The 14915-nt window shown below is 39.7% G+C and carries 9 protein-coding genes; 5 read left to right on the top strand and 4 right to left on the bottom strand.

Annotated elements, in window-relative coordinates; translation table 11 throughout:
* Positions 1–95: 95 nt before the first annotated feature.
* The gene (locus tag VB694_RS09855) at positions 96–2270 is read right to left on the bottom strand and encodes a DEAD/DEAH box helicase (protein ID WP_323360138.1); all 2175 of its coding nucleotides are present in this window, start codon (positions 2268–2270) and stop codon (positions 96–98) included.
* A gap of 196 nt (positions 2271–2466) precedes the next feature.
* On the opposite strand from VB694_RS09855, the gene VB694_RS09850 reads away from it, so the two are divergent.
* The 5 genes from VB694_RS09850 (at position 2467) to accD (ending at position 7256) form a co-directional block, all read left to right on the top strand.
* Positions 2467–3342 carry a nuclease A inhibitor family protein gene (locus VB694_RS09850; RefSeq protein WP_323360137.1) on the top strand — a complete coding sequence of 292 codons (876 nt, stop codon included), beginning with the start codon at positions 2467–2469 and terminating at the stop codon, positions 3340–3342.
* Between the two features lie 117 nt (positions 3343–3459).
* Entirely contained in the window at positions 3460–4548 is a 1089-nt protein-coding gene (leuB, locus tag VB694_RS09845; RefSeq protein WP_323360136.1) for a 3-isopropylmalate dehydrogenase, read from the top strand.
* Positions 4549–4651: 103 nt separating this feature from the next.
* Positions 4652–4912: a hypothetical protein gene (locus VB694_RS09840; RefSeq protein ID WP_323360135.1), complete on the top strand. Its 261-nt coding sequence runs from the start codon at positions 4652–4654 to the stop codon at positions 4910–4912.
* 136 nt (positions 4913–5048) lie between these two features.
* Positions 5049–5870, top strand: a complete 822-nt coding sequence (locus VB694_RS09835) for a prepilin peptidase (protein ID WP_323360134.1) — start codon at positions 5049–5051, stop codon at positions 5868–5870.
* Between the two features lie 435 nt (positions 5871–6305).
* Positions 6306–7256, top strand: a complete 951-nt coding sequence (gene accD, locus VB694_RS09830) for an acetyl-CoA carboxylase, carboxyltransferase subunit beta (protein ID WP_323360133.1) — start codon at positions 6306–6308, stop codon at positions 7254–7256.
* Between the two features lie 55 nt (positions 7257–7311).
* Here accD and VB694_RS09825 read toward each other — a convergent pair whose 3' ends face one another.
* From VB694_RS09825 to VB694_RS09815, 3 genes are all read right to left on the bottom strand, one after another.
* Positions 7312–8703, bottom strand: a complete 1392-nt coding sequence (locus tag VB694_RS09825; protein WP_323360132.1) for an MFS transporter — start codon at positions 8701–8703, stop codon at positions 7312–7314.
* Positions 8704–9067: 364 nt separating this feature from the next.
* Positions 9068–11293, bottom strand: coding sequence for a DUF4114 domain-containing protein (locus VB694_RS09820; protein WP_323360131.1), 2226 nt, complete (start codon positions 11291–11293; stop codon positions 9068–9070).
* A gap of 224 nt (positions 11294–11517) precedes the next feature.
* Positions 11518–14915, bottom strand: a 3398-nt coding sequence (locus VB694_RS09815; RefSeq protein WP_323360130.1) for a cadherin-like domain-containing protein, incomplete at its 5' end; no start/stop codon positions are given.

The following is a 14915-nucleotide window of genomic DNA, read 5'->3' as shown; positions in this document are numbered from 1 at the left end:
ATAAAATAAAAATAGTCGGTTTTAACCGACTTTAGCTTTGAGACAGGGAATTTATTCCCTGTCTGTCTGTCCTCTATTCCCTGACTTCTGAAATATTAATCATTATCCCCAATATCTCGCTTGGGTGGACGCTTATAAGTAAAGGTAAAACTCTCACCACTAGCAATTACTTTCCGCATTTCCTCATACATCGGATAATTACCTACACCGCTTAAATTTGCCCAACCTCGCGCCCTTGTTAAAGCCACAAATAACTGATTACGGAAACTTACATCACTTTCATTGCGTGCAACATTATCAAAACCTACCACATAAATCATGTCCGCTTCATGTCCCTTAGCGCGAGTGATGCGAGAAACCGTCACACCACCATCATACCAAAATTTATCCGGGTCATTATTAGGATATTGAGGAACTAAATCATTTAACTTTAAAGCCGTAGGAATATAAACATCAATGTCATATTCCATTAAGAAACTAGCAACATACGTTTCTAATTCTATGGCTTCATAAATTGAACCTAAAACTAACACCAAAATATCACGGCTGGGGTTAAGTCCATCATGGACAATATTGTACATAATCTTCTCCGATAAAGCTGTCATTTCTGCTTCACGAGAACTATAAGTTTCAAATTCTAAAACTGGTTTTCCCCAAATTTCAGGAATAGGATTTGGTGAATATTCTGGTTGACGATTAATAGTTATTGGTTTCCCAACTCGGCGAAAATCTCCCTTAACCTCATAACCTATTCTTTGCCAATCTTCTTTATTTGTAATTCCGGTTAACATCCCTTCTGGACGTAATAAACCCATCCCAATAGCATGGGCAGATGTGAGAATTGGTCCAGGAGTTCGGTAACAACGTTTCATCACTTCGGAACGTTTAATACCTCCAGGATATTGGGGTTGTTTACTTAATAATGTACTTAATTTTTCTCCAAATATTTCTTTGGCTTTTGGTACTACTAAACTATCCAAACTTTGCGCTTCATCATAAGCCCAAATAAGTCTCTTTTCCTGGGGTTTGTCTTCATTAACAGGTCTTAAAGATTGATAAGCCAACCAATAAATAGCTTGTTTATCTTCGTATTTTAAATTATCTTCAGCTACTAAATCTTGACCTTCATCTATTAAAATTGCATCAAACATGGGTTCAATGCTAATTTCTTCTAATAGACGTTTACTTAAATCTATTAAACCCCGATTTGGTTGTTTTTCATTGGTATTTTGTACAGTTCCTGGTCTTTTACCGTGGTATTCGCAAATGGTTCTATATAAACCAGGTTGTTCTTTTGCTCCCCAAGCGTGTAATACTTGCAATTTAAAGTTAGTTTTGGGATCATACTGCATTTCACCACAACTAAAACGCCTTATCCATTGATCTAATAAATTAATCATTAAATCATACAAGGAACGGGTAAAAAATACTAATGCAATATCCCAATCTGGATGTTTGAGGTGCATACTAGCGGCTTTTTGACAGAGCAGAACCGTTTTTCCTGAACCTGCAATACCGCGAATACGTTGGGGACCGGGAGGAATTTCTTTCCCAATATGTTCTTGTTGTAAATCTATTTCATAGAGTTTTTCTCGTAAACTATCAATCACCGCAGAACGGGTTTTTCCGGTGGTAGAAACTCGCTCACGGGGAGGTTTACGCAGGATGGGAGTTCCACCCACAACTGATAGTAATAATTCCCAATCTTTATCTTCTATATTTTCACCGGGAATGACAATATTAGCTTGTTGAATTTGTTCTAGTAAACTAACTTTTCCTAACTGGTCTTGAAAAATAATTGGTGGTAAATCTGGTAATTGATCAAAGCCTTTTTGTTGCCATTGTTCGGCTGTAATTTGTGGTAATGCAACTATGGCTCTACCATTAATTTTTCTCCAAAGTGCCGTTTCTCTATCACTATATGATATTAATGCTCGCAGTTGATGTTCAGCTTGTTGATAGGGATTTATTGCTGTGATATCACTATTTTCTAATTGCCATTGTTGACCGTTAATATTAGCAATCTGTTCGATGTTAATGGATTTTATGGAAATTACAATTACACCAAATTCTCGATCAACTATTAATATATCCGGTTCTTTTCTAATTTCTCCCACTTTTGAAAATATAGGATAACGCCAATATCCAATACAGTTTCTATCCGCAAAGCTACTACGAACAGCATCCCAAACTTTCTGCTCTCCGTCTTGATTTTTTATAGCTTCGGTTGTGATAAATTTGCTACCCTGTTCTTCGATACCTACAGCCATTGTTTTATCCACCTAAAATGCTTACAGGTGTCAAACTATCATTACTAACGAGCTTTGAACAAGTGAGAATATACGGATATGGATTTTTCAGTATTTATAACTAAAAATAGAGGCATTTAATAAAGAGTATGTGAAGTTGTGTAAGTATTTTAGGTTTAAAATAAGTTTATATAGTTATAGGAAATACTGGTAAGTCATGAAAAGCAAAAATGCTGAACTTTTACAGCAACTTACAGAAGTAACAACAGGATTAGAATTTCCTTGGAGTGATTCGAGTGACCCTATCAATCCTTTTCTTTGGGAAGTAGCAACTCAAGGAGAATTTACCATAGAAAATTTACTCAGATCCGAAACTCCCAATTTTGATTTTTACGCAGAGGGTGGTAAGTTCATGAGAATTATAAATCTAGATGATTATATAGAGGATATTTGGCAAAAAACAGAAACACACAAAACTGTCATAGAATTGCTTAAAAACAATACTTTATTTTTAGAAGCGGCTGAAATTAGATTATTACATGATCCACACTTACCAGATACTTTTAATATCATGTTGGGACTGACAAAATCGGGAGAATGGATTGGTATTTCTCCTCAAATACAAGGAGAGTGTCGAGAATATAATCCTACAGGTGAATATACTGTAGGATCATCACTACTTCCAGTTTATCAACCACAAACAGCAGAAAATATAAAGTTGTTGACTCAACTAGAAACTCTATTAAAAGATTTAGATTTTTATGAACCAAATTTTTATGAAGGTTTTACAGATAAAGGTTATGTTGTCAAATTGGGAAAAACTAGAGAATTAATGTTGAATAATTTGTTAGATGCAATTGGATTTGCTAGAACTTTTCCCTTTAGACAATTTACTCCAGTCTCAGAATATGAAGATGATTTTGATGAAGACTATATTCAAGCATATCAAGCTTTAGATAATTTTCTTGAGTCTAAATTCAGCAATTTATATATGTATTTATTGGGTATTTCTTGTTGCTATTGTATTTATGTCATTGGTGAAACTGAAGATGGTGACTTTGCTGGTGTGACAAGTATGGCTGCATGGTCATAGTCGCCAAAATTATTAAACTCTCAGGTCGCTTGACAGTTAGTGACACTTAATTGGGTATTATGGTAAATCTGCCTGAGCTTTTACATCATATAACTGGAGCTATATTTAACTGAAGCTATGACTCAAAACTACCGTATAACCCTACTTCCCGGTGATGGCATCGGACCCGAAATTATGGCTGTAGCAGTGAACGTGCTAAAAGTCGTTGGTAACCGTTTTGATATTTCTTTTGATTTTCAAACCGCCCTCATCGGTGGTGCAGCTATTGACGCAACCGGAGAACCCCTACCTGCTGCAACTCTAGATACTTGTCGCCACAGTGATGCAGTTTTACTCGCTGCTATTGGTGGTTATAAATGGGATTCTCTGCCTTCTCATTTACGTCCTGAAGCGGGTTTATTAGGACTAAGAGCAGGTTTAGAACTATTTGCTAATTTGCGTCCTGCAAAAATTCTCCCCCAGTTAATAGACGCTTCCACCTTGAAACGGGAAGTGGTGGAAGGTGTAGATATTATGGTGGTGCGGGAACTCACAGGGGGGATTTATTTCGGTAAACCAAAAGGTATTTTTGCTACGGAAACAGGTGAAAGACGTGGTGTAAATACGATGGTTTACAGCGAATCGGAAATTGAGAGAATTGGACGAGTTGCTTTTGAAACAGCGCAAAAACGTGGTGGAAAACTTTGTTCTGTAGATAAAGCTAATGTATTAGAAGTATCGCAACTTTGGCGCGAAAAAATCACTAATCTGGCTTCAGAATATCCAGATATTGAATTATCTCATTTATATGTAGATAACGCAGCTATGCAGTTAGTCCGCGCTCCCAAGCAGTTCGATACTATTGTCACTGGTAACTTGTTTGGGGATATTCTCTCGGATGCGGCGGCCATGCTGACTGGTAGTATAGGGATGTTACCTTCTGCTAGTTTGGGTGCTTCTGGACCTGGTGTATATGAACCTGTTCATGGTTCAGCACCAGATATTGCAGGACAAGATAAAGCCAACCCCTTGGCACAGGTTTTAAGTGCGGCGATGATGTTACGCTATGGCTTAAATCAACCAGCAGCAGCAGACTTGATTGAAAATGCAGTGTTACAGGTTTTACAACAAGGCGATCGCACAGGAGATATTATGTCCCCAGGAATGAATCTTTTAGGTTGTCGTGCTATGGGTGATGTTTTAATTCAAATTCTGGAAACAAAATAGTTTGAATATATGGGACTGAAAATTGTCCGGAAAACTTTAGCGTTTTTTGCGAAAAGTTTCGGATAAACTAGAAGCAAATCTATCATTAACATAACAACTAATAGTGTACGCTTCACTACAAGGACAGGGTAATTTTACTGCCCCAGCAAATCCAACGCCTTTGCTAGATCCCGCCGTGATCAAAGCCGCAGGGCTAATCTACTATACCTACTGTGAGGTACATCCTGAGATTGTGGGGCAAGCTTCAGGAGTAGCCATTAGTCGTCTAACTCATCGGGGTAAGGTGATTTTTACACAGCAACCAATTCTGTTACCACAAGAATGTTTTATACCTTTGAATCAAATTGAATCGTATATGTATTAGGGAATGGGGAACAGGTGACAGGGAACAGGTGACAGGTGACAGGTGACAGGTGACAATAAATAGTTAGAGAAACAGGAAGCAGGGGGAGGTTAATAACCCAATGGCTAACGACTAACGACTAACGACTAACGACAATATGGACATTTTGATTTTCGTCCCTAGTAGTATCATTGTCTTCGCTTTAGGTGCAGCTATTGGTAGCTTTATCAATGTTGTAGTTTATCGCTTACCCGCTGGATTATCCGTACTTTGGCCGCCTTCTCGTTGTCCTCAGTGCTTAAACAGATTAAAGGCTTATGATAATGTACCTGTTTTCGGTTGGTTGTGGTTAAAGGGAAGATGTCGTTATTGTCAAACCAAGATTTCTCTCCGTTATCCAGTAGTCGAAGGGATAACGGGGATCATATTTTTAATAGTATTTTGGGTATTTCAATTTTCATTTTTAACCATAGGTTATTGGGCTTTTTGCAGTTGGTTATTGGCCTTATCTCTCATAGATTGGGACACAATGACTTTACCCGGTCCACTAACTAAATCTGGTTTGGTATTGGGCTTAATCTTTCAAATGAGTGTCGGTTTTTTAACAGAAACTAGTTGGATAGGTTTGGTAAATCAACTTATATTTGGTATAGCTGGTGCCGTTGTAGGTTTGTGGCTATTTGATAGCATCTCAATTTTGGGTTCTTTCGCCTATGGTAAAGCTGTCATGGGTGCAGGTGATGCTAAATTAGCCGCAATGATGGGAGCTTGGTTAGGTTGGAAGTATTTACTCATAGCTGCTTTTATGTCCTGCTTTTTGGGAGCAGTAGTAGGTGGAGTCGCCATTATGCTGTCACGCCACCAAATGGGACAAAAGATGCCTTTTGGTCCTTTTTTAGCTTTGGGAGCCGTAATTGCTGTATTTAGCGGTGAGGCTATTTTGTCTTCCTACCTGCGGCTATTTTTGCCAGTATCTTGACATCAAGAAGACAAAATCATAGAAAAATTCAAATTTCCAGCTAATTTTCTAATTCCCAATTCAAACACAAATTTTCAATGTTTTTTCTCATTCTTTGCCTATTTACCCATTACCCCCTCATCCACAACTGACATCGGCCTATGACTGTAACCTCGATTACCCCATTTATTCTTTAGATTTTGGTAATATTAGTTTGTGACTTGATATTACCCCCAATAAAATATGCAATTAGCAATTACAACTAAGTCCATCGCTATCATCAACTGAATTGCTTAAAGCATAGTTTTATGATTTAGTCAAGCAGAAAAAAATCACCCATCTCAAATCAAACAATTCTCAATACCCACCAAAAATTGGGTGAAGTCAATCCAAAATCTCAAATCTCCAATTGATTGACCTGTTTTGAACCTCATACCTACTTAAAATAAGATAAAAATGGCAAACAACGAAGAATCACGCGGTTTAAAGTCTCTATTTGATTGGTTTGCAAATCGACGTAAATCAGGATCTACAAATTTAGAACGCCAAGAACGGGAAATTGCCGATGGTTTATGGCACAAATGCTCCAAGTGTGGCGTTTTAACTTATGCCAAAGACTTGAAAGCTAATCAAATGGTTTGTGTAGAATGTGGCCATCATAATCGTGTGGATAGTGATGAGCGTATCCAACAATTAATTGATGCCAATACCTGGAACCCCCTAGATGAACATTTGCGTCCCACCGATCCTTTAGGATTCCGCGATCGCAAACTATACAGCGATCGCTTGCGGGAAACTCAAGAAAAAATCGGTTTAATAGATGCAGTCAAAACAGGCTTAGGTCAGATCAACGGTTTACCTATCGCTTTAGGAGTCATGGACTTCCGCTTTATGGGTGGTAGCATGGGTTCCGTTGTCGGTGAAAAACTCACCCGCATGATTGAACAAGCCACACAACGCCGCTATCCTGTAGTTATCATTTGCACTTCTGGTGGTGCAAGAATGCAAGAGGGAATGCTGTCATTAATGCAAATGGCGAAAATTTCCGCAGCTTTACAACGCCATCAAGATGCCCGCTTATTATACATTCCCGTGTTAACAAATCCCACCACAGGAGGCGTTACCGCTAGTTTTGCAATGTTAGGTGATATTATCATCGCCGAACCTAAAGCTACTATTGGTTTTGCTGGAAGACGGGTAATTGAGCAAACCTTACGGGAAAAACTACCCGAAGATTTCCAAACGGCCGAAGATTTACTCAAGCATGGGTTTGTGGATGATATTGTATCTCGTACCCAATTAAAAAATACATTGGCACAGCTAATTGCTTTGCACCAACCTCTACCAACTGCACCAAATATGGTTTTGTGGGAAACAATGAGTTTGAGTTCAACAGCTGCGGAGTAGAAGATTGAGGAGATGGGGAGATGGGGAGATGGGGAGATTAATAAACCATTACCAATCACCTATTCCCTTTTTCCTGAACAAAAATTAGTGGGATAAGTGCAGCGAGTCGGCAAATACTAGAAAGGGCAAATAACCCTAGTAAACCTCCAAATTGAGGGAATTGGGCAATAAAACCACCAATTGTTGTCCCTAACGCACCAGTTACTCCAGCTATGGCAGCTGCGATCGCAAAATAGATAGATTGGTTTTTTGATGGGGCAATTCCTAACATCATATTGTTATTACATAAATCAATTGCTGCCCCAGTACCGCCAATAAAAATGTGTAATAGTGGCAACCATAGCCAGAATGTCAGGCTACTATTACCAATTAAAAGCCATAGCAATGGGGTAACTGCAACCAGAATCCCAATCAAAATTAAAATTGGACGATTGCCGATTTTGTCTGCTAGTTTACCCCACAGAATTAACATCAGTAGATTTGCCCCCGCTTGAATACTGCCATAAACAGTTACCCAACTCACATCTAAATTCAATATTTCCAGTAGATAGAAATTAAAAAATGGGGCGCTAAGATTAATCGATAGCATCCATAAACTGAAGTAAAGCAGAAATCTCCAAAAATTAGAGTTTTGCTGTACATTTTCATTCACATAATTTTGAAAAATGGGTATTGATGCAGTTATTTCTGGTGATGAATTGGCATGAAATGTATTTTGTAATTTGGGATTCACATCAATTTTGAAATACTGACAACCTAACCCCATTATTCCTAAAATAATACCTACAAATAGAACTACTCCATAACCTTGAATAGTGCCACCATAGCAATGTGATACAGCAAAACCAGTTAAAGGTACAAAAACTAAATTTGTCAAGCTGGCAGCACTATTACGTATTCCAAAATACCTACCTCGCAAACGCCGAGGCACAATTGTTGCTATCCAACTCAACCAAGATGCACTGCCTAAACCTCCTAAAAGATGGCTAAAAAAAACAATTAATAATGTTAATATTATCAATTGCTGAGAGTTGACAACTCCGTAATTGACACCAACAATACCAATTAATAAAATCAGCCATAGTAAGCGAGAAGTTCCATAAGTTAACAGCGAATATTGAAAGCGACTAGTAGTGCGTTCTGAGAAATAAGCACCCAAGGGTTGAATCAGATTCACCAGCATGGGAATTGAGTACAGCATTCCAAATATAAATGGACTCGCACCTAACTCTACCAACAAATTACTAAGCAAAATTCCACCAGTAGTCAGAGAGAAAATTCCTGAAAAAATAGCATCTGCTGTAGAAGCTTGTAAACTGCTACGAATTGCATTTTTAGGAAATTTATTGTTAGGTTGTGCGCTAGGAGAAAGGACTATTGGTAATGAATCGATCTGAGAAATTTCTAGATTTAAAGATGCAGCTATTTCAACCGGAAAAGAATCCATAAACTATCGTCTACAGGTGACGTAAGATAGCAGAAGTTAAATTAATGATAATTGTTTTGTTATTTTACAGCACTTCCCGGTGTTATGAAGTACAAGAACCCCACCCCCAACCCCCTCCCCGCAAGCGATGAGGGGGCTAAGATGTACCTCATAAGAGCGGAACCCGCTGTATCCCACATTCCGCACTTCAAAATGTATTATCTCTCTTTTCAATAAAGATTTCTAATTGGGAACTTATATTTTGTGATTACCTAAGATTTTTACCGTTCCTTCTAGAGTAAAACTGTCATGTTTACCTTTCTTTTTAAGTCTGGTAACTCCTGAGATTTTCTGAAAACATCTATCCCAGGATTTTCTTGCCGACTTAGACGGTGAAGTTCAATTTAATAATTAAATCATTGTAATCCAAATCACCACCACCAGATAAATCCTCGAAACCAAATGTATTGTCTGCTAATAAGCGAATGTGGTCTACTCCATCAGAATTGACTCCCAAGTAAGGGAAATAAACTTGAGGATCATTATCAGTGTTATTATCAGTCAACTGTGACAAAGTACCATTGATAATGATCATGGGAGCGAAGATTGAACCACCTGTAATCATGGCACTGTCTGTGAATTGACCCTGGTTAGAAACAGCAAATTTGATGGTTTCACCAGTTTCTCCATCTTTAATCAGATTGTTAATGGCTGCTTGTAAGTAATCGGTTCTATTAGCTGAAGTTGCTTCCAGGCTGCCAATTTGTCCTTGAGCATTGTTTACTGCGTAAAAATAGACCTCGTTTTTGTATGCAGCTTCTCTAAACACAGAAAAGTCTGCTTTTACCAAACCTGATACATCTCGTAAATCAATTAATTTGGCTTGGCTTTCTTCTTGTAGTGCTGTACCTATAGTTAAGGATTCATCTGTTGATTCTATCTTCACTACTAGAGAATTGAAGGTTGTCCCAGTAGTATTTTCTTTCCAGGAAATTGTAACATTACCCTCTTCTTGTGTAATGATTTGGTTTGAGGAATCAGCAAATAAAATTTTGGTATTTTCAATGAGTCCGGCTTTGAAAGAATCAACTGTACCGTCTTTGACTAAAAAGAATTGTAAGTAACTACCAGAATCAAATTCCAGTAGTCGTGTCAGACTATTAGTTTCAATGTCGGTTTTAAACAGATTAGGAAGATTAGCAATGGCAGAAAAAACACCTTCACTTTGGGTTTTTGCCAGGGTAAGAGCCGCTTCATTATAACCTTGTTCCCCTGGTGCAATACCGTTAATTCTACCTTCGGCATTGTCAACAACAAATACACCAAGTTCGTTGACAAAAGTAGAATTGCTTTCTATTAAGGTGGCTTTGAGTCTGACTGTATCACCAACTCCTTTAATACTAAATATGCTGTTGTTGGTAATAACGGCTAGAGGTATATCTTCATCATTAATAGTTCCCTTGGCTATGCCATTTGTGGAACTGATGATTGATCCGTTTGTGGGATTACTTAAAGTCACAGTGAAAGTTTCCGCACTCTCGAATAAGCTATCTAGTATGCTGGAAACAGTAAAGATTTTTTGGGTTTCTCCCTGAGCAAAGGTGATGGTTTGAGTTTGAGCCGTGAAGTCAGAAACACTGGCTGTATCTCCTGTATTTATGGATGTGGATACAGTCACTGTTTGATCAATTAATATATCATCGGTGCGGGTAATAGTGAAAGTTATATCATTACCTTCAATAGATGCAGCATCAGTAATTGAGAAAACAGGAATTATAAAATCAAAATTAGATGCACCTAGATCACTGCTGAGGACATTTCGTAAAATGCCCAAGTTTCTTTCACTACCATCAATTAGAGCTTTGACATTTGTGTCATTTCCAACTTGCTCTAGAATGATGTCTTCAAAATTATGGACTTGAGGGATGCCAGCAATAACAACTTTATCATCACCTTTTGTAAAATCTAATACTTCTGCGGGTACGTTAGGAACTGAACCATTACCAAAATAAAAGCGGTCAAATCCATTACCGCCAATCATTTTAGTACCTTGTTTACCAGCGTAGAGTGAGTCATTTCCATCATTACCAAATAACCTATCGCTCGCCAGTGTTCCCATCAGAGTATCATCACCTTCACCACCTTCTAGGGTGTTATTGCCTGTGATGCTGAGTGTCTGAAGAAAATCATTACCAAACCCGCCTTTGAGAGTGTTAAGGCTACCGTCTATGACATAAAGCTCATCATCTCCAGCATCACCATTCAGGCTGTTATTATCGCCTTCTAAGACAAACAAGCGATCGCTGTCATCACCACCATTGAGGATGTTATTACCGGAATTACCTTCAGCATATAAGTCATCTTCTCCAGCGCCACCATTGAGGATGTTATTACCGGAATTACCTTTAGCATATAAGCTATCATTTCCATCACCACCGTTTAAGGTGTCGTTATTATTACCAAAAAGCTGATCGTTGCCAGATCCACCATCAAGGATGTTATTTCCATCACCATTAGCTGCATCTAAGATATCATCACCTGCAAATCCAAAGACTTGATCACCTTGTTGGGCAGTTAACTCATCGTTATTGGAAGTACCATTAATAATCATTGATTACAATTTTGCCTACGTAAATGGTTAAATATTTTTAAACAAATAATACGATATACCGAAAACTTTTATAGAGACGTTCCATGGAACGTCTCTATATTCTCAATCAGAGATATCTAATCCACTTAAACAGAGATAAAGTCGTTCTGTGTCAGTGTAGTAGTATTCCTCTAAATGAAGAGATTTGAGTAGATTTTTTGATTCTGTTCAAAACCCTGGTCGTTTTACAAGAAAGCGTCAACCGTACTGTCAAAGAAAGTTAAGAAATTTTGTGCTTCTTGCTGGGTATTAAAGCCCCAAATTTCTGTGCCACCAATGCCATTACTAATTTGCACCTGAGTTCCGAGAAGTTCGGCTTCATTGAGGGTGGGAATCACATGAATATCGGCATTCATCAGTTGATTACCGCCAAACAGGTTGCCCATCTCCCCGATGAAATCATTAAAGTTATTGCGAACTTGTGTCCCAGCCGTGTCAGCACCTGACCAAGTAAAATCAAGGCTGTCGGTAGTGCGTAAACCATCGGTTAAATCTGGGTTCAATAAAATGATCTCGTCATTGGTGAAGATATTGATGCTGTTAGACCCACCATTGGTACTGCCAGTGAACTGGAAGATTTTGGTTTTAGTGGGATCAGTGCCAAGGAGATCCTGTGCGAATGCCCGAAAAGCATCGGCATCAGCATCACTGTTAAAGTCAGCTTTGTAATTACCTGCTACCCCTGAACCTCCGATGCGGATAATAACTTGATCAGCCGTGTTCTTGGTGATGGCTGGATTTTGGGTTCCACCAAAATGTTCGAGTGCATTCTCATTGATTGTGCCACTACTGACCACTGTTCCGCCAAGCTCGAATACTGACGCGCTCAGGAAGTCGTTGAGAGGCTGATTGATGGCAATATCATCAATTTTGTAAACAGGATCATTGCCAGTAAGTTCAACGGTAAACTGTTTACCGCTTATATTACGACTAAAAATGGTGTAGTCAGATTCAAGGGAATTTGGAACTATCACCGAGAAAGTCTGAGTTTGACCTGCTAAAGTATCTGTACCATCACTCACACCGTAGTCAAGGGTGACAGTACCATTAAAGTTAGCAGTTGGAGTGAAGGTATAAGTTCCATCCAGGTTATCAACTAAACCACCGTTATCAGCAGTTAAACCAGTTACGGATAAGGTATCACCAGCATCTACATCACTGAAACCTGTTAACAAGTCAGCAGCATTAATGATAATGGCTGTATCTTCAGCAGTGTTGCCTAAAGTTGCAGTGGGTGAACCTACAGGAGCATCATTAACAGGAGTTACAGAGAAAGTCTGAGTTTGTCCGGTTAAAGTTGCTGTACCATCACTCACACCGTAGTCAAGGGTAACTGCACCATTAAAGTCAGCAGTTGGGTTGAAGGTATAAGTTCCATTACCGTTATCAACTAAACCACCGTTATTAGCAGTTAAACCAGTTACGGATAAGGTATCACCTTCTACATCACTGAAACCTGCTAACAAGTCAGCAGCATTAATGATAATGGCTGTATCTTCAGCAGTGTTGCCTAAAGTTGCTGTGGGTGAACCTACTGGAGCATCATTAACTGGAGTGACAGAGAAAGTCTGAGTTTGTCCAGTTAAGGTATCTGTACCATCAGTGACATCGTAGGAAAGATTAACTGCACCATTAAAGTTAGCAGTTGGAGTGAAGGTATAAGTTCCATCATTATTGTCTACCAATACACCGTTATCAGCAGTCAAGTTAACAACTGAGAGAGTATCACCAGCATCAACATCACTGAAACCTGCTAACAAGTCAGCAGCATTGATGGTAATGGCTGTATCTTCAGCAGTGTTGCTTAATGTCGCAGTGGGTGAACCTGTGAGTGCATCATTAACAGGAGTGACAGAGAAAGTCTGAGTTTGTCCGTTTAATGTATCTGTACCATCACTCACACCGTAGGAAAGGGTGACAGTACCGTTAAAGTTGGCAGTTGGGGTGAAGGTATAAGTTCCATTATTGTTGTCTACCAATACACCGTTATCAGCAGTTAAGTTCACAACGGAAATGGTATCACCTTCTACATCACTGAACCCTGTTAACAAGTCAGCCGCATTGATGATAATGGCTGTATCTTCGGTGGTGTTGCTTAAAGTAGTAGCGGATGTATTCTCGAAGAATACGATAGAGCTAACCAGATTCCCCACAAAAGCATCTAAGTCCCCATCATGATCAATATCGGCAAAGGTGGGTGCAGCATAAAGCCCCACATCCGTCAAACCGAAGGGGTTGGTGGCTTCCAGGGTGAAGGTAGGTGCAGTAGCAGTTCCGGTGTTGCGGAAGAACAGGGTATTGCCATCCCGATTACCCACAAAAGCATCCAAGTCCCCATCATGATCAATATCGGCTAAGGTGGGTGCAGCAAATATCTCGCTACCCACATTCGTCAGTCTGAAGGGGTTGGTGGCTTCCTGGGTAAAGGTGGGAGCAGCAGCAGTTCCCGTGTTGCGGTAGAACACGATATTGTCATCAATATTACCCACAAAAGCATCCAAGTCCCCATCATGATCAATATCGGCTAAGGTGGGTGCAGCAAAATCCCCCACATCCGTCAGTCCGAAGGGGTTGGTGGCTTCCAGGGTGAAGGTGGGTGCAGCAGTAGTTCCCGTGTTGCGGTAGAACACGATATTGCCGTCAATATTACCCACAAAAGCATCCAAGTCTCCATCCCCATCAATATCGGCTAAGGTAGGTTTAGCCCGTACCTGCACATCCGTCAAACCGAAGGGGTTAGTGGCTTCCTGAGTAAAGGTGGGTGCAGTGGCAGTTCCCGTGTTGCGATAGAACAGGGTATCGCCGACTTGACTCCCTACAAAAGCATCCAAGTCCCCATCCCCATCAATATCGGCAAAGGTGGGTGTAGCAAAACCCCCCACATCCGTCAGTCCGAAGGGGTTGGTAATTGGAGTGATAAACTTGGGAGTAGCTATGGGGGCATCATTAACCGCAGTCACAGAGAAAGTCTGAGTTCCTCTAACGAAACCTTGACCATCAGTCACAACGTAGCGAAGGGTGGCAGCACCATTAAAGTTAAGATTTGGGGTGAAGGTATAAGTCCCATTCCCGTTATTTACCACTGTACCGTTGGTGGCAGTTACGCGAAATGGACCATTATTAACTACCGATAAAGTGTCACTTTCTACATCGCTGAAACCTGCTAACAAGTCAGAGGCATTGATAATAATGGGTGTATCTTCAGCAGTGTTGCTTAAAATGGCTGTGGGTGAACCTGTGGGTGCATCATTAACTGGGGTGACAGAGAAAGTCTGAGTTTGTCCAGTTAAGGTATCTGTACCATCAGTGACATCGTAGGAAAGATTAACTGCACCATTAAAGTTAGCATCAGGGGTGAAGGTATAAGTTCCATCATTGTTGTCTACCAATACACCATTATCAGCAGTCAAGTTCACAACTGAGAGAGTATCACCAGCATCAACATCACTGAAACCTGTTAATAAGTCAGCAGCATTAATGGTAATCTCTGTATCTTCAGCAGTGTTGCCTAAAGTGGCTGTGGGTGAACCTGTGGGAGCATTGTTAACCGGGGTAGTAGTAGGAGCATTCTCAAAGAAGACGA

The sequence above is a fragment of the Anabaena sp. UHCC 0451 genome, from assembly GCF_034931405.1.
Taxonomy (GTDB): domain Bacteria; phylum Cyanobacteriota; class Cyanobacteriia; order Cyanobacteriales; family Nostocaceae; genus RDYJ01.
Note: the sequence above shows the minus strand (reverse complement) of the source record. Positions and strands in the feature narration are given on the sequence as shown.